Genomic DNA, 16,560 nt, shown 5'->3' on the forward strand with positions numbered 1-16,560 from the left:
ACTGCCGCGCTGAGCGCCCTGACTGCACAAAACCTTTACTTGGTTCGCAGTCGTCCCATAAAGTTCGCATTCACAACGTAGTACCAGCACAAACGGGAGCGCCGGACAGCACGCTCCCGCCGTGCGGAGTTCGTACATTCCCACCCTGTCGGCGGCTGAAATGTACATCTGACGGAAAGGGAAAACGGGGTCACAAAGGGACGAGAGCGCGCCTTAAAATACGCCGTAGGCGTGCGTGCTCGAGGTGAGCGGCGGTACGCGATTTTCGAGCGTACCGTAAAAAATATTCCGGTGGAATATTTTTTAGCGATGGAGGCAAACCGTAGGTTGTCCATCCCTTGCTTTCCGTTCCCCTTTTAAGGGGAACCTCCAGTCCTCCCGCCTGATTGGGAAATGAAACAACGAGAGGTGCGGCGCCAGTCGCAAAATTGAAAACCAATCCGCAGGTTGGTTTTCATGAGCGGCCAATGGCCGCAGGGAATTGCGCGTCTGCGGACGCGCTGAAAACGAGAGTTCAGTTGATTTTCCCTTGCGGGGGACGGGAAAATCAAAAGAGGATTTCGGACTCTGCGGAGTCCGACTCAGGGCTCTGCCCTAAGAACCCGCAGCCTTTCGAGAAAGGCTGGCGAAAGCTTTAGTTCGCCTGCGGGCGGGCCACCCGAAAACCTATTTGCTATTTTCTGCGAAACGGTGTACAATAGAACCCAAATGGTTCTGTTTTTACGGTGAGGAGATTTAAAAATGCAGAATTCGATCCAATTCGACACACATTACATAGATTGCGGTGACGCATGCATCGCATATTACACCTTTGGCGAGGGTGAACCGCTTGTTTTGCTGCATGGCAATGGCGAGGGCAGTGAATATTTCGCGAAGTGCATTCCCTACCTGTCCCGTTTTTATCGTGTGATCGCGGTAGACAGCCGTGGACACGGCAAATCCGAGCGCGGCGAAGGCAAATTAAACTTTGACCGCATGGCGGAAGACCTGCGCATGGTATTTGACGGTCTGGGACTGGAAAAAGCGCATGTGCTGGGCTTTAGTGACGGCGGAAATCTGGCGATCAAGTTTACGCTGCTTTATCCACAGCGTGTGGATAAGTTGATTCTGAACGGTGCGAATGTATCCATGCTGCGCGGCGTGGTACCGTGGGTGCAGCTGCCGGTCTATCCGGCGGTCGGACTGCTCTCGGCTTTGTCGCCGCTCGGTCAGGAATGGAAGAACAAGCGCGATGTGCTGGCGCTGATGGCGCATGGATACGGCGTCCGCCTGCGTGATTTACAGCTGATCGACCAGCAGACGCTGGTGATCGTAGGCGATCACGACATGATTTTGGAGTCGCACACACATGCGATGGTACGCCAGCTGCCGCGTGCGCAAATGGCAGTCTTGCAGGGCAGTCATTTCATTGCGGCCGAGTCTCCTGCACGATTCAGCCTCAACTGCCTGCGTTTTCTGCGCGGCGAGCCGATGCCGGATGAGGTTGCGGCAGAGTGGTTCGTGGAGGATGAAAAAGCAAATCATCGATAAGAAAAAAGAGGGCGAACAGCCCTCTTTTATGTTGCGGTATATTTTTTTGACATAAGAAAAACACACCCGAAGGTGTGCTTTTCTTTGAAAAAGAGAAAGAGAAGGTAGAGAAAAGGGATAATAGCTATTTTAGGATGCTTCTCTGAGGGAAGCATCGTCCGCCGCGCGGGCGGTAGGAAAACGGCCCATGAGGCCGGGAAAGAATTACTTGGTACGCGGACGATAACGGTCGTAGATCGACACGCCAGGTGCGTAGCAAGTCAGCTGAGCCTGTGCAAGGCTGTTCAAAAATCTTGCAAATTTCATGATTTACGCATCCTTTCAATTGGTTTTCTTACTGTCCAATATGATACACCCAATGTCGAAAAAATGCAACGAGTGACTTATACCAAATACATAAAAACAATAGCAAAATTTTATGCACATTTTACAAAGACCTAATTTGCGCAAAAAGACAGCAAAAGAGAGAAAAAGGTTTTGACAAACTCTTTACAATCGTGCATGATAGGAGAGAAAAGGAGGAAGGCGAAGATGGAACGAGAGCAGATTGAGACGCTGCTGCATACGCAGTTTGCCAAGAAGATACGAAATCCATTCCGCAAAGCGGTGGAAGAGTACCGCATGATTGCACCGGGCGACCGCATTGCGGTTTGCATTTCGGGTGGCAAGGATTCTGCATTATTGGCGGTTTTGCTGCGGGATTATCAGAAGTACGGGAATGTGCCGTTTGAGCTGATTTGCCTTGCGATGGACCCGGGGTATGAACCGGAGAACCGACGGCAGATCGAAGAGAATATGGACCGGCTGGGACTGCCGCTCGAGGTGTTTGAGACCAACGTCTTGCGTGTAGCAGGCAACCACGCGGCGGAAAACCCCTGTTTTCTGTGTGCCAAGATGCGGCGCGGATACCTGTATGCCGAGGCCAAGGCGCGCGGATGCAATAAGATTGCGCTGGGACATCACTACGACGACGCGATCGAGACCGTGCTGATGGGCTTGATCTACGGCGGACAGGTGCAGGCCATGCTGCCGCGGCTGAAGAGTGCCAATTACGAGGGCATGGAGCTCATCCGGCCGCTGTACCGCGTGCGTGAGCGCGACGTGAGCGCATGGGTGGAAGCCGCAGGGCTCACCTTCTTGCCTTGTGCGTGCCCGGCGCACGTCAAGGAAGGCGATACCAAGCGGGGCGAGATCAAAAAGCTCATCGCGTCGCTGGCAGCCGACAATCCGCAGATTGAAGCCAATATCTTAAACGCGGTCAAGAACGTCAACACAGCCAAGGTACTGGGCTGGCGGGATGCGAACGGTGCGCATAGCTTTCTCGATCGCCTGGATTCGTAGCGTTTTGTGACGATTTTGTGTACGCCGTTGTTTTTTACGGTTAGAAATGGTATAATAAAAAACAGCCGACCGCGGCGGGAAGATTCCGCACGGCGATCAAAAACAGGCCGGTCTGCGTCTGGTACAAACCGGCAGTACAAGGGAGTTTACAAGGAATGATCAAGACATTTGGCAAACGAATTCTGGCCATGGTCGTAGCCTCGGCAGTCGTTGCAGGCGTTACCATGACTTACGGAATTCCGAACATCAAGTACAAAGAGATCAAGTCGTCCGAGCCGGTCGTTATGACGGTCAACGGCGATCCGGTACACGCGGACGAGCTGCGTGCATACCTCAAGTATAATAAGATGTCGATGGAAAACATGCTCAGTTATTACGGCATGGACGATTCCATCTGGTCGGACCCGTCCATGGGCTCGATGATGGTTCAGCAGCTGTTTCAGGCAGCCAGCCAGCAGGCAATCGAGGTGCGCGTGGTAGACCAGGAGTTTAAGAACCTGGGCCTCAAGCTGACCCGTGCCGAGAGCGAGGAAGCAGAGCAGCGCAAGGAAGACGATGTTGCACTGCTTGGCGATCCGGAAGCGTTCCAGTCTTGGCTGGACAGCATCGGCTACACCAAGGACATTTATAACAACACCATTGCAATTTCGGCGTATGCGAGCGCAATTCAGGACGCATACTACGGCGATAACGGCACCAAGACCAATACCCAGGCGATCATGGATCAGTTCAATGAGACTTATCTGTGCGCAAAGCACATTCTGGTCAAGTCCATTGACGATTCGTACAATCCGCTGACCGGTGATACCCTGACCGCAGCGCAGAACAAGGCGAATGAGGCTCTGGAGAAGGCTAACGCGGGTGAAGATTTTGATACGCTGATCGCACAGTATAACGAAGACCCGGGCATGGAGATGTACCCCGAAGGCTACGTATTTACCGAGGGCGACATGGTTGACGAGTTCTATCAGGGCGCAAAGGCACTGGAACCCGGCCAGACCTCGACTTCTCTGGTTGAGAGCAGCTACGGCTGGCATATCATCCAGCGCGAGCCGCTGACCGAAGATCAGCTGACCGATGACATCAAGGAAGTCCTGATTCAGCAGATCACCGGTAAGACCTTCATGGATGAGATCACCGAGCTGATGGACGCAGCTGATGTTGAGTACACCGAGGATTACGGTGAGGCAACGTATGATAACCTTATGAAGCTGCTGGGCGAGGAGACCACTGAGTCGACCGAGACCACCACGACCGAAGATGGCGCGGCAGCACAGGAGACAGCTCCGACTGAGGAACAGACCATCGCGGAATAAGGAAATAAGAGAGAGGCTTGCAAACGCAGGCCTCTTTTTTGCGGCAAAAAACCACCGCCCCCCTTACTGAAAGTTTCGCCAGCCTTTTCAAAGGCTGCGGGTTCTCAGGGCAGAGCCCTGAGTCGCCCGTCGCAACGGGCGAAACCCTCTTTTTGATTTTCGCATCTGCGAAAATCAACTAAAAAATAACAAAAAAAGCGCCGTCCGCAGACGGCGCAATTTCCCCGCGGCCAAAGGCCGCTCATAAGACCCGACCAACCGGATCGGGTCTTTTTTTATGACGTACTTATAGCTTTTCCGCCCAGTCAGCTTCCTTAAAGCCAACCAGAACGGTGTCACCGTCCACAACGATCGGACGCTTGACCAGCATACCGTCGCTTGCCAGCAGTGCGAACTGCTCGTCCTCGCTCATCTCGGGCAGACGGTCTTTGAGGTGCAGTTCCTTGTACAGGTTGCCGCTGGTGTTGAAGAACTTCTTGAGCGGCAGGCCGCTTTTGCTGTGCCACAGGCGCAGCTCGTCCTCAGTGGGGTTTTCCAGCTTGATATCGCGGACGGTTACGTCCTTGTTCTGCGCGTCCAGCCATTTTTTTGCCTTCTGGCAGGTGGAGCACTTGGGGTAACATACGAAGAGCATGGGAAAGGTCTCCTTTTTGTTGATTTTGGGGTGGGATTTTAAGGAAAAACGCTGATAAGCGTTTTTCATGAACGCGCTGAGCGCGCAGGGGAATTGCGCGTCTGCGGACGCGCTTTCATTTTTGTTTTGGTTGATTTTCGCACGGCGAAAATCAAAAAGGGGATTCCGGACTCTAGCACTCATTTTATCCGCGCACAGCGCGGGAATAAGGATAGTGGCCTACGGGCTGCGGGACACGGCTCAGGGCTCTGCCCTGAGAACCCGCAAGCCTTTCGAGAAAGGCTTGAGCGAAAGCTTCATTAGGGGTGCGGTGCTATTTCGTTTCTGCGTATTTTTTCACCAAAGTCTGCGCCATCTGCATGGGCGTCTCACCGGGTTTGAGTCTAAGCGACAAGTACGGCTGACTGCCCGCATTGAGCAGCAAACGACCAGAGAAATCCGGGTCACCGCACAGTTGAGACAGTCTGCGGAAGTCGGTCTGGGCGAAGGTGATATACAATCTGCCAGCGTCCTGTTTGATCTCGGTCACGCCCTGATCGCCAGCCTGTGCACGCAGCAGAGCGATATCCAGCAGAGCGACGGCTTCTGCCGGCGGTTCACCATAGCGGTCGATCAGCTCATCCAGCAAGTCGCTTCGACCTTCGTCCGAGCGAATGAGGGCAATACGGCGGTACAGATCGACGCGTTGGCCGGGGTCGGGGACATAATCGGCGGGCAGGTTGGCCGACAGGGTAAGTTCTGCGGCGCATTCGACGCGCTGGGGTGGGGTCTCGCCCTTTTCCTCGAGCACGGCTTCCTCGAGCAGTTTGAGGTAGAGGTCGTAACCGACGCTCATCATGTGACCGGACTGTTCCGGGCCGAGCACGTTGCCCGCGCCGCGGATTTCCAGGTCACGCATGGCGATTTTGAAGCCCGAGCCGAACTCGGCAAACTCGCGGATAGCCGACAGACGCTTTTGAGAAATTTCCGACAGCACCTTGCCGCGTCGGAAGGTGAGGTAAGCGAAGGCGCGGCGGCTGGAACGACCGACACGACCGCGAATCTGATGCAGCTGGGCAAGACCCATGTGGTCGGCGTCCTCGATGATGAGGGTATTGGCGTTGGGAATGTCGATACCGGTCTCGATGATGGTGGTGCACACCAGAATGTCCAGTGCGCCGTCGCTCATCTCGTTCATGACGTTTGCAAGTTCACGCATGTGCATCTTGCCGTGCGCTACGCCGATGCGTGCGTCGGGGAAGTCCTTTTGCAGCCGCAGTGCGGTGCGCTCGATGGACTCAACGTAGTTGTGCAGGTAGTAGATTTGACCACCGCGCGCGAGCTCGCGCCGGATGGCATCGTTTACAATCGCGTCGTTGTACTCCATGACGTAGGTCTGCACCGGCCAGCGGTCGTGGGGTGGTTCCTCAATGGCCGACATGTCGCGAATACCGGACAGTGCCATGTTGAGGGTACGCGGAATGGGCGTTGCCGACAGGGTGAGCACGTCGACCTGCTTGGACATCTCCTTGAGCGTCTCCTTGTGGCTGACGCCGAAGCGCTGTTCCTCGTCGATGATGAGCAGGCCGAGGTCGTGGAACTTGATCTTCTTATTAAACAGCTTGTGCGTGCCGATAATCAGGTCGATCATGCCGCTTTGCAGCTGGTCGAAGATCTTTTTCTGTTCGGACGCGGTCTTATAGCGGGAAATCAGCTCAATCTTGACCGGATAGCCCGCGAAGCGCTGTACTGCGGTCAGGTAGTGCTGACGGGCGAGCACGGTAGTGGGTACCAGAATGGCGGCCTGTTTGCCTGCAAGCACGCATTTCATGACTGCACGCAGGGCAACCTCGGTCTTGCCGAAGCCAACGTCGCCGCACAGCAGACGATCCATCGGGCGCGAGGATTCCATATCGCGCTTGATCTCTTCAATGCAGCGCAGCTGATCGTCAGTCTCGTCGTAGGGGAAGGCCTGCTCGAACTCGCGCTGCCAGATATCGTCGTGCGGGAAAGCGAAGCCCTTGAGGCGAGCACGCTCAGCATAGAGCTGGATGAGTCCGGCAGCCAGTTCTTTGGCGGCTGCCTTGGCGCGCGAGCGAGCACGCTGCCAGTCTGCACCGCCCAGCTTGTTGAGCCGTACTTTTTCCGGCTCGCCGCCGCCGATGTACTTGGAAATGAGGTCGAGCGAGGTGGCGGGAACATACAGGAAATCGGTGCCCGCAAAGGCGATCTTGATGAAGTCGCGCGCTGCGCCGTCGACCACCATGCGTTCCATACCGATGTACCGGCCAATGCCGTGATGCTCATGCACCACGAGGTCGCCGGGGGTCAGGTCGGTGTAGCTCTTGACGCGGTCGCGGTTGGATTTTTTGGTACGGCTGGCCTTTTTGCGTGCCGGGGCGTGGCCTTCGGTCAGGATGGTCAGACCCAGACCGGGATATTCCAGACCGGCGGACAGCGTACCCTCGAGGATGTGCACCCGGCCGGGTGCGGGCAGGCGGTTAGAAATCGGCGCATCAATGCCGTGGGCTTCGAGCGCTTCACGCATATTCTTGCAGCGCAAATCCGAGCTGCACAGCACGCAGACTGCGCGCTTGAGCTGTAAAAATCCGGCGATATCGGCTGCCGCCATGTCAAACGAGCCGCCGAAGGCGTTCATCTGGTTGACCGAGAAGCTGACCAGCGTTTTTGGGGTCAGCTCGTTCACCGACGACAGGAAGGTATCCAGTCGGACGAGCGGACGGCCGAGCAGGCTGCGGCACAGAGCGACAAAGTCGAGTGCGAAGGCTTCGGGCTGCTGGGGCAGCTCACCGCGTTCAGCCAGCGCTTCGAGGTCACCCGCAAGGCGCAGGATGTAGCCGCCGACCGCCTCGCGCAGACGCGGTGCGTCGTCGATGAGGAAGATGGTGTCCTCGGGCAGATAGTCGAGCGGGGTTGCGGCCTCGGGGTAGATGAGGGGCAGGTACTTGTCTGCCGCAGGCAGAGACTGGGTCTCGGTCAGACGCTCGATGTCGCGCTCCAGATTGCGCACCAAATCGGGGTGCTTTTTGCGCTTTGCGCGGGTGGCCTGATCGAGTGCCTTGCACAGACCGCGAATGCCGCCGGGTGCGCAGGCAGGCAGGGCCTCCATGCAGGGCAGACAGGTGAGTGCGTTGAGGCTGGCACCACGCCTTTGAGAGCCGACGTCGAACGCAGAGATCGAGTCGATCTCATCGCCCCAGAACTCAATGCGCACGGGCGCATCGGCGCGGGGCGGGAAGACATCCAGAATGCCGCCGCGCACCGAGAACTGACCGGGACCTTCGACCTGTGCACAGCGCTGGTAGCCTGCCGTGACCAGTTTTGCCGTCAGGTCGGCGAGCGGGGTCAGATCACCGACCCGGATGGTCAGCGACGCATTATGCAGTACCGCAGGCGGCAGAGTTTTCTGCACGAGCGCGGCAGCCGATATGGTGACGAGCGGTGCGTCGGACAGCTGTGCCAGCGCCGCGATGCGTGCCTGCTCGTACTGACGGGACATGCCTTCCATGCCCGCCATGGTCAGTTCGCGTGCGGGGACGTGCAGGACGGGCAGCTCGGAGAAGGACTCCAGATCGGAAGCCAGACGTAACGCAGCGTTGTCCTCGTCGGTCAGGATGCAGACCGGGCGGGAAGTCTCCAGACGGAGCGCAGCGGCGAGCTGTGCCTTGGCGGCAGGCGGCAGACCGACGGCGAGCGCCGGAGTCTGACCTGACCGGATAGCGTTAAATAGCTCTTTGTATTCTTTTGAATCTGTAATACTTAAAGTAATATTTTGCATAGCAGACTCCTGTCGAAAAATGGGACAAAATAGACAGACGGCAAAAGGGCAGATTTTGCAACCTGCCCTAATGGTCTAGGAGAACCCAGTCCCCCTAGATACAAAAAGGTTCCTGCGAGCGCTCGAAACCTTTTTGATACTCCCGGAATCATCCGCGTACCCCAGGGCACCTTCTCGAAAATTTCTTGGAAATTTTCTCACCTTGCCGGACTGCGGCGCGGGGTCGGGGTAAAAACCCGAGGCGCAGCCCCGGGTTTTTGAAATTCAAGTTTTTATTCGTGGCTGTGGCAAGCCGCGCAGTCGCCCGAGCAGCCCATAATCGCCTCGGGGTCCTTGCCCTGCTTGCGGTAGTAGTCCGCGATTGCCGAGCGCAGCGCCTCCTCAGCCAGCACCGAACAGTGCATCTTGACCGGGGGCAGACCGTCCAGCGCCTCTGCGACTGCCTGGTTGGTCAGCTTGAGCGCCTCCTCGATGCTCTTGCCCTTGACCATCTCGGTGGCCATGGACGAAGTCGCAATCGCTGCGCCGCAGCCAAAGGTCTTGAACTTAACGTCCTCAATGATGCCGTCGTCCGAGATCTTGAGGTAGATCTTCATGATATCGCCGCACTTTGCGTTGCCGACCTCGCCGACACCGCTTGCGTCCGCGATCTCACCGACGTTGCGCGGGTTTGTGAAATGGTCGAATACCTTGTCGCTGTATTCCATAAGAGTTAGGCTCCTTTGTCTCTATAATTTATGAATGGATGTGCTTAATGATGATGATGGTGATCGTCGTGCAGATCGGATGCTGCGGTCAGGTCGGGCTTGCCGTCCACCCAAACCGGGCTCATGGCACGCAGCGTTTCGACGACCTTGGTGACGTTCTCGATGAGGTAATCAACGTCCTCCTCGGTGTTCTGCTCACCCAGGGTCAGACGCAGCGAACCGTGCGCGATCTCGTGGGGCAGGCCGATGGCCATGAGCACGTGCGAGGGGTCGAGCGAGCCGGTCGAGCAAGCCGAACCGGTCGAGCCGCAGATGCCGGCCAGATCCAGACGCAGGATCAGACCCTCGCCCTCGATGGCCTCAAAGACGAAGGAGGCCGTGCCGGGCAGACGGTTGACCGGGTCACCGGTGTAGTGGGTGTAGGGGATGGCATCCATGATGCCGCGGACCAGACGATCGGTCAGCTTCTTGACGTAGCCCATCTTCTCGGCCAGATGCTCACCAGTCGCGTCCTCAATGGCCTGTCCCAGACCGACCATACCGGCTACGTTCTCGGTGCCCGATGCAAGGCCGCGCTCCTGACCGCCGCCGTAGACCAGCGGCTCGAGTGCGATGCCACGGCGGACGTACAGCGCGCCGATGCCCTTGGGGCCGCGGAACTTGTGCGCGGACAGGGACAGCATGTCAATGCCCATCTCCTGCACGTCGAGCGGCATGTGGCCGACAGCCTGTACCGCATCGGTGTGGAAGACCGCACCGTGTGCGTGTGCGATCTCAGAGATTGCCTTGAGGTTCTGGATGGTGCCGATCTCGTTGTTTGCCGCCATGATGGTGACGAGAGCGGTCTGGTCGGTGATGACCGACTTGAGCTGCTCGAGATCGACGTGACCCTGTGCGTCAACGTCCAGATAGGTGACCGGATAGCCTTCCTTTTCGAGTGCCTCACAGGTGTAGAGGACTGCATGATGCTCGATCTTGGAAGTGATGATGTGCTTCTTGCCGCGTGCCGAGCGACCCTTGACATAGCCGCGGATGGCGAGGTTATCGGCCTGCGAACCGCCGCCGGTGAAGATGATCTCGGACGGGTCCTTTGCGTTCAGTGCACGCGCAACCTTCATGCGCGCTTCGGTGACCGCACGGCGTGCCTCGCGGCCAATGCGGTAGAGCGAGGACGGGTTGCCGTAAAACTCGGTCAGAAAGGGCTTCATTGCCTCAAATACAGATTCGGACATGGGCGTGGTCGCCGCGTTGTCCGCGTAGACAAAACGATTCATATGGTGATCTCCTCCTTGTGGAGTCTGTGTTCTACACTTAATATACACCAAACTAGTATGCATTATCAAGCATGAATTTGACCAATTCGGGACCGGGAAAAACCGGTATTTTTGCGCCGAATGGTCGATTGGGAAACTTTGCCTGCCGGACAGACAGAGCCCTAAAGATAAGTTTACTATGATTATGCCCGAAATGCAATCAATTTTGCAATTTTTTCCGTCAAAACAGGGAGAGAGGGGCAAAAAAAAGCCCCTGCCGGAGGGCAGAGGCTTTGGAAACGGTCAGATGCTTAGCTGGCCGGACGAACGGCGGGCGCGGTGGTGGCTGCACCGTTTGTCAGGTCGATGCGCACAGCGGCATTGTAGGCCGATGCATTGCGCTCGTAGGAGATGGACGCACCGGACTTGGTCTGTACGGTGGTCAGGGTGGTCATGGGCGCGGCCTCAGCACCGTAGGGAGACGCCGTGCGGATGATGGTGAGCGACTGGTTGGGGATGAGCTTCATGTCGACCGAGGTGTAAGCGTCGGCGGTGAAGTGCAGGCTGTAATTGCCCGAACCGTCGATCGGCGTGGTGGCCGACTGGTCGGACAGACGGCGTACAACCTCGCGCACCTGCGCGGAGCTACTGCCCGGGGTCAGGGTGAGCTTCTGTACTTCGGCGCAGACAAAGTCGATTGCGTCACCGTTCTTGACAGCGGTCAGGCTGGCGGTGTTATCGAGCGGCTTCATCGCCCACTTGCCCTGTGCAATGCCGACCTCGGTCAGGAAATCGGACTTGAGGTACAGCTTGCCGTCGACACGGCTGACAATGCCGTCGACGGTCAGGTTCTGCAGCTTTTTGAGCAGCGCGTCGACGTTTTCATCGATCACGTTCGCGCCCTCGTTGGCTGTAATGGCCTGTTCAATGGCCGAGCGGTCGGTCTGGAGCTTGGCGGTAAACTGCGCAGCGTCCAGGCTCTCTGCACCGGTGATGGTGCCGTTGATGACGACCGGAATGTCACCCATTGCGGTGTGATAGGTCAGGGTTGCGCCGATTGCACCGGACAGCGCACGGGCGGTCTTGGGTGCGACACTGTTCTGGAACTGGGTCATGGCGGTGATGGCCTGGAATTGGTTCGGGAACTCGGTCTGCATCATCTTTTCGGTGTCCACGATCAGAACGGTCTGGGTGTTGTTGTCCCAGCCGACCGCAGCGCCGAGCGCCTGCGCGGCAAAGCGAACAGGGACATAAGTACGACCGCCTTCAATGAAGGGGGCAGCATCGGTGGAGAACGAACGGTCGGAGCCTGCCCGATCAACCGTACATGCCTTGCGGCCGATGGTCAGCTTGACCGTGCGGTCACCGCGCTTGGCGGTTACCGTGCGCGAAGGGTCATCCCAGGAGACCGTCGCACCCATCGATTCAAAGATGGCACGGAAGGGGACAAAGGTGCGGTTGTCGCGCATGAGGGGCTGGGCATCCGAGAAGGCGACCGGCTGGTCGTTCAGGGTGACCTGAATACCGGCGGCGCGAGCGCCGGATACCGGGAGTGCGGATACCAGGAGCGCGGCGGCCAGTGCCATACCGCACAGACGGGAAAATAAACGCTTCATAAAAAACGCCTCACTTTTTTCTTTGGATTATTCCGCGAGCGCATAGATGGCGCGGATTTCGTCGGGGCCGAGATCGATGTAGCTCTTGACCGGACGGGTGCCGCCCTTGGTGGTCAGATCGATGATGGCATCGTACTCGTCAGGAGTCAGACCGAGTTCGCTCATGTGGGTGGGCATGCCGATCTCGGTGAAGTAACGCTTCATGGCCTCGATACCGGCCAGCGCGGTGCGCTCGGGGTGGTCGAAGTCCATCGGGCAGTCCCAGACACGGTTTGCCAGCTGGGCAAACTTGGGAATGTCATATTTCATCACAAACTGCGCCCAAGCGGGGAAGAGGACGGACAGACCTGCACCGTGCGAGATCGAGTCATGCAGGGCAGAAACCGGATGCTCGAGCTTGTGCACCGGGAACTTGCGGATTTTGCCGCAGCCGGTCAGATCATTGTGCGACAGCGAGGACGCCCACATCAGCGTCGCACGTGCTTCGTAGTTGTCGGGGTGTGCGATGGCAACACGGCCAGCCTCGCGCACCGATACGAGCAAAGCTTCGGCAATGCGCTCGCTCAGATCGCACTCGTCCTGACCGGTCACGTAGCGCTCGAGCGTATGCATCATAATATCAACGATACCGCAGCCGGTCTGGAACTTGGATACGGTAAAGGTGTTTTCCGGGTTCAGGAACGCAACCAGCGGGCGAACGGTCTCGGACGTGATGCCCTGCTTGACCCAGGGAGTGATGAGATCGTTGGTGATGACGTCAGAGTTGGACATCTCACTGCCAGCTGCCGAGATGGTCAGAACGACACCAACCGGGAAAACCTCATTGCGCTCGGGATGGGTGCCGGTGGACGCATACTGCCACGGGTCGTTGCCGGTCACAAGTCCAACACCGATGGCCTTGGCCGAGTCAATGACACTGCCGCCGCCGACAGCCAGAATAAAGTCGACCTTTTCCGCACGGCCAAGCTCGATGCCCTTGTGAATAAAGGATAACTTGGGGTTGGGCTCAACACCGCCAAACTCGACATAAGACAGACCGGCCTCGGTCAGAGACGCGATGACCTTGTCCAAAAGACCGGTTTTCTTGACCGAACCTCCGCCAAAGTGAACAAGAACACGGGTTGCACCCAGCTCGCGCAGCTCGGTACCGATCTGGGATTCCACACCACGACCGAAAATGACCTTGGTGGGGGCACAGTATGTAAAATTCTGCATAGAAAACAATCCTCCTTAAAAGATCATGGACATAGGGCCTGTCCATGGATAGATTCATTATAGCATATTTGCCCGCGAAATAGGATACATTTTGGGAACAGTTAAACCACCGCACCCCTATTGAAGCTTTCGCCAGCCTTTCTCGAAAGGCTGCGGGTTCTCAGGGCAGAGCCCTGAGTCGCGTCCCGCAGGACGCGAAATCCCCTTTTGAAACCCGGTGTCCGACCCGGGTTTCAATTAAAACAAAAAAACAATCGCGCTCCGCAGAGCGCGAAATTCCCCGCGCGCCAGGCGCGCTCATCAAAAAAGACGACCCGAAGGTCGTCTTTTTTTCTCATTTCCCTATCCCATAGTATCAGATAATGTCCACCACCAGACTTTCCAGCCGCATGTCCGTGAATTTGCCCCATACATCCAGTCGCGTAAACGTACCGACCAGATTCAAAGGAAGTGTTGCAACCGGGTCAACGTCAGTCGGAAGAATCGCGTGCACATATGCGCCCTGAATGCACGTTTGCCGGAAATCCCGACTGCTGAACTTGACGGTGATAGAACCGCAGACCGGATGATAACCGACACGACCGGACACTTCCTGCATGGACAGATTGATTCCAGCCGCACGACCGTTTCCAGAGGTGATTTTTTTCACATCCGGATGCACGACCAACCGCTCGGTGCCGACATCTGCGGCGTAATATATGGTGCTCGACCCCGAGCCTTCCGCATAGAAAAACCGGTCGGATGACAACGCGATGAGGTCGGTTTGTCGTATGGAAGGCATACCGTTCCAGGAGAATATGTACTTTGCCTCTAATGTGCGCGTGTCATCGGGGTATTTGTCGTGGTTTAGAATCAGAAGATGGGTTGAGAGCGACGCACAAGCCTGATAAATGGCTTCTTCGCTGCCGTCAAACGCTATAATCGCCTGAATTTGATAAGCAGGATAGCCCAGCGCGGCAAGTTCCTCTTCTCCTTTGGCCTGAAGACCATAAAAATGCTTTACCGGGTCAATTGCAAGGATTTCGCGTGCCTGTCTGATCTCTGCCTGCGTCGAAGATGGCTTGTCCAGAACTGTGCAGGCGTACCATTGCTGCATTTTCAGCGCATCATATTCATTTGTCGTGTAAGTCGAAGGGGAAAAATCGAGATTGTAGGTCTCGGTCTGGGTTTCCGAGTCTGCAAGATGCGAGCGCGTGGACGCGATAAAGATGCCGACGCACAGCAGGCAGACAATCAAGAGAGCGCCCCAAAAAGACTTTGTTTTCATATCAAATACCTCGCGTACCGTGGCAAATTATTGAATATTTGCAGAATCCAGATTTTATGTAAGTAAATATAACATAGCTTAATATAGATAACAATTTGCTTTTTCTACAAATATGCCGAAAAAACTTTGTACACAGAGGAAACAAACAGCGCGTGCCGTCCCTTGCACTTCACTCCCTTTCATGACAATCCGGGGACAAAACCGCCAAACCCCTTGCCAGACCGCACAAAAAGGAATATAGTGAGAGAAAAGGCGGCACGGGCCGCCGGATCTGAGAGGAAACATTTTATGTACGATTACACCCCGTTCCAGTGGCTGCTGGTGTTCTATGTCTATTGCGTCCTGGGATGGATGTTTGAATCGACCGTCGTGTCGGTTCAGCAGCGCAGACCGGTCAACCGCGGCTTCCTGCGCGGTCCTATGCTGCCCATTTACGGCTTCGGCGCTGTCCTGCTGCTGCATGTGGCTTTACCGCTTGACGGTCACCCGGTCGCAATGTTTTTCGCCGGTATGATTGTCGCAACTGCATTTGAATATGTGGTTGGTGTCATCATGGAATCGCTGTTTAAGGTACGGTATTGGGACTATTCCGAGCATCGCTTCCAGTTCCAGGGACGTATCTGCCTGCAATCCTCGCTTGCGTGGGGTGCACTGTCGGTGATTCTGCCGTACTTCATCCATAAACCGGTAGAAGATCTGTTAGAGCACTTGTCGCCCTTTATGACAGCCCTGATCGGCTGTGTGGTATCGGTATACTTTGTCACCGATGTTGTCAGCTCGGTCAAGACCGCACTGGGCATTGCCAAGCTGCTCGAGGAAGTGGACAAGATGCGTGCCGAGGCCGACGCGCTGCGCGAGCAGCTGACCGCGCAGGCCGAGAAGACGCGCCAGCAGCTGACGCAGGCCGCGCAGGAGATGCGTGCGCAGAGTGCGGCAGCGGTCGAGGAGCGCAGACAGCGCATTATGGCGGCATCGGAAGAGCGTCGTTTGCAGCTGCATCTCGCGCTGCGTGAGGCGGACAGCCGCATCACCGAGCGTGTCGAGCGTATGCGCTGCACGTCCAAGTGGATGCTGCGCGGCAACCCGAGCTTGCGTTCGGGACGGTATCAGGAGGCGGTCGAGGAACTGCGCCGTCGTCTGAAGAGAGGATAAGAGATTTGTGTATAAGAAAAGCACCGTTCGAGAGAACGGTGCTTTTGTTTTGGGGGAATTCCGCGACCTGCGGGTCGCGGTTTGGTTTTTGTTTTAGTTGATTCCCGGGCCGGACACCGGGAATCAAAAGGGGAGTTCCGCGCTCTGCGAAGCGCGTCTCAGGGCGCTGCCCTGAGAACCCGCAGCCTTTGAAAAGGCTGGCGAAACTTTCATTACGCCTGCGGGCGGGGGGTTAGTTCTCCGTTAAAGCTGGGGTGACGTTACCAGCGACGCGGAACTGTTTGAGCACGATGCCGTTTTTATCCGGGGAGATCGTCTCCTGATGATCGCCGGCGGTAACGGTCACGTCGTGGTCACTCTGACCGAACACGACCACCAATGTTTTGGGTTCGTCCTCCGTGCCGACCCGGGTATGATAGACGGCGACATCGTCCTCGCTCTGCATGGCATCCAGATAACACCAGCGATCGGGGAACAGCCAATCGGGGACGAACAGAACCAGATCGTTTTTCTGGTCTCCGGCGTCGAACAGAACAGCCAGACAGCGATCGGTCAGGTCGGTTTTATAGACCTCGGGCGCCTGTTCGCTCATGACAGCCTGCTGCAAGGCGGCGGTCAGGTCTTCGCTCGTGCTCAGTTTGACCGAGCCGGTCAGATGACTGGTCACGAAGAATCCACCGACAAAGAGGATGAGGACAATGACGATGACGAGGATATTTTTCGCACTCAGTCCTTTGCGTTCGTCCATGGT

12 protein-coding genes are annotated in these 16,560 nt (G+C 56.6%); 4 read left to right on the forward strand and 8 right to left on the reverse strand.

The window, feature by feature from the left end; translation table 11 throughout:
• The first annotated feature begins 741 nt into the window (after positions 1-741).
• The 3 genes from B5D52_RS10075 to B5D52_RS10085 all read left to right on the forward strand — a co-directional run bounded on the left by B5D52_RS10075 (position 742) and on the right by B5D52_RS10085 (position 4,187).
• The gene (locus tag B5D52_RS10075; protein WP_016148700.1) at positions 742-1,530 is read left to right on the forward strand and encodes an alpha/beta fold hydrolase; all 789 of its coding nucleotides are present in this window, start codon (positions 742-744) and stop codon (positions 1,528-1,530) included.
• 531 nt (positions 1,531-2,061) lie between these two features.
• A complete protein-coding gene (locus B5D52_RS10080; RefSeq protein ID WP_016148698.1) occupies positions 2,062-2,871 on the forward strand; it encodes a tRNA 2-thiocytidine(32) synthetase TtcA in 810 nt (269 codons plus the stop codon).
• 155 nt (positions 2,872-3,026) lie between these two features.
• Entirely contained in the window at positions 3,027-4,187 is a 1,161-nt protein-coding gene (locus B5D52_RS10085; RefSeq protein WP_016148697.1) for a peptidylprolyl isomerase, read from the forward strand.
• Positions 4,188-4,473: 286 nt separating this feature from the next.
• On the opposite strand, the gene B5D52_RS10090 is transcribed toward B5D52_RS10085, so the two are convergent.
• From B5D52_RS10090 to B5D52_RS10120, 7 genes are all read right to left on the reverse strand, one after another.
• A complete protein-coding gene (locus B5D52_RS10090; protein WP_016148696.1) occupies positions 4,474-4,821 on the reverse strand; it encodes an arsenate reductase family protein in 348 nt (115 codons plus the stop codon).
• Positions 4,822-5,134: 313 nt separating this feature from the next.
• Positions 5,135-8,599: a transcription-repair coupling factor gene (gene mfd / locus B5D52_RS10095; protein WP_016148695.1), complete on the reverse strand. Its 3,465-nt coding sequence runs from the start codon at positions 8,597-8,599 to the stop codon at positions 5,135-5,137.
• Positions 8,600-8,871: 272 nt separating this feature from the next.
• A complete protein-coding gene (gene nifU / locus B5D52_RS10100; protein ID WP_016148694.1) occupies positions 8,872-9,306 on the reverse strand; it encodes a Fe-S cluster assembly scaffold protein NifU in 435 nt (144 codons plus the stop codon).
• Positions 9,307-9,350: 44 nt separating this feature from the next.
• On the reverse strand, positions 9,351-10,580 hold the full coding sequence (nifS, locus tag B5D52_RS10105) for a cysteine desulfurase NifS (protein WP_016148693.1): 1,230 nt from the start codon (positions 10,578-10,580) through the stop codon (positions 9,351-9,353).
• A 290-nt stretch (positions 10,581-10,870) separates the two neighbouring features.
• Positions 10,871-12,175, reverse strand: a complete 1,305-nt coding sequence (locus B5D52_RS10110) for a copper amine oxidase N-terminal domain-containing protein (RefSeq protein WP_016148692.1) — start codon at positions 12,173-12,175, stop codon at positions 10,871-10,873.
• Between the two features lie 27 nt (positions 12,176-12,202).
• Positions 12,203-13,390, reverse strand: a complete 1,188-nt coding sequence (locus tag B5D52_RS10115; RefSeq protein WP_016148691.1) for an iron-containing alcohol dehydrogenase — start codon at positions 13,388-13,390, stop codon at positions 12,203-12,205.
• 355 nt (positions 13,391-13,745) lie between these two features.
• The gene (locus tag B5D52_RS10120) at positions 13,746-14,657 is read right to left on the reverse strand and encodes a hypothetical protein (RefSeq protein WP_016148690.1); all 912 of its coding nucleotides are present in this window, start codon (positions 14,655-14,657) and stop codon (positions 13,746-13,748) included.
• A 288-nt stretch (positions 14,658-14,945) separates the two neighbouring features.
• Here B5D52_RS10120 and B5D52_RS10125 point away from each other — a divergent pair, with 288 nt between their 5' ends.
• The gene (locus tag B5D52_RS10125) at positions 14,946-15,809 is read left to right on the forward strand and encodes a putative ABC transporter permease (RefSeq protein ID WP_016148689.1); all 864 of its coding nucleotides are present in this window, start codon (positions 14,946-14,948) and stop codon (positions 15,807-15,809) included.
• Between the two features lie 232 nt (positions 15,810-16,041).
• Here B5D52_RS10125 and B5D52_RS10130 read toward each other — a convergent pair whose 3' ends face one another.
• On the reverse strand, positions 16,042-16,557 hold the full coding sequence (locus B5D52_RS10130) for a hypothetical protein (protein WP_016148688.1): 516 nt from the start codon (positions 16,555-16,557) through the stop codon (positions 16,042-16,044).
• Positions 16,558-16,560: the final 3 nt, after the last annotated feature.

The organism is Butyricicoccus pullicaecorum DSM 23266, from assembly GCF_900167005.1.
GTDB classification, from domain to species: Bacteria; Bacillota; Clostridia; order Oscillospirales; family Butyricicoccaceae; genus Butyricicoccus; species Butyricicoccus pullicaecorum.

Coding starts and splice junctions, on each gene's coding strand:
- B5D52_RS10120 (WP_016148690.1), bottom strand. CDS start 14,657: ATGAAAACAAAGTCTTTTTGGGGCGCTCTCTTGATTGTCTGCCTGCTG.
- nifS (WP_016148693.1), bottom strand. CDS start 10,580: ATGAATCGTTTTGTCTACGCGGACAACGCGGCGACCACGCCCATGTCC.
- B5D52_RS10080 (WP_016148698.1), top strand. CDS start 2,062: ATGGAACGAGAGCAGATTGAGACGCTGCTGCATACGCAGTTTGCCAAG.
- B5D52_RS10125 (WP_016148689.1), top strand. CDS start 14,946: ATGTACGATTACACCCCGTTCCAGTGGCTGCTGGTGTTCTATGTCTAT.
- nifU (WP_016148694.1), bottom strand. CDS start 9,306: ATGGAATACAGCGACAAGGTATTCGACCATTTCACAAACCCGCGCAAC.
- B5D52_RS10110 (WP_016148692.1), bottom strand. CDS start 12,175: ATGAAGCGTTTATTTTCCCGTCTGTGCGGTATGGCACTGGCCGCCGCG.
- B5D52_RS10090 (WP_016148696.1), bottom strand. CDS start 4,821: ATGCTCTTCGTATGTTACCCCAAGTGCTCCACCTGCCAGAAGGCAAAA.
- B5D52_RS10115 (WP_016148691.1), bottom strand. CDS start 13,390: ATGCAGAATTTTACATACTGTGCCCCCACCAAGGTCATTTTCGGTCGT.
- mfd (WP_016148695.1), bottom strand. CDS start 8,599: ATGCAAAATATTACTTTAAGTATTACAGATTCAAAAGAATACAAAGAG.
- B5D52_RS10085 (WP_016148697.1), top strand. CDS start 3,027: ATGATCAAGACATTTGGCAAACGAATTCTGGCCATGGTCGTAGCCTCG.
- B5D52_RS10130 (WP_016148688.1), bottom strand. CDS start 16,557: ATGGACGAACGCAAAGGACTGAGTGCGAAAAATATCCTCGTCATCGTC.
- B5D52_RS10075 (WP_016148700.1), top strand. CDS start 742: ATGCAGAATTCGATCCAATTCGACACACATTACATAGATTGCGGTGAC.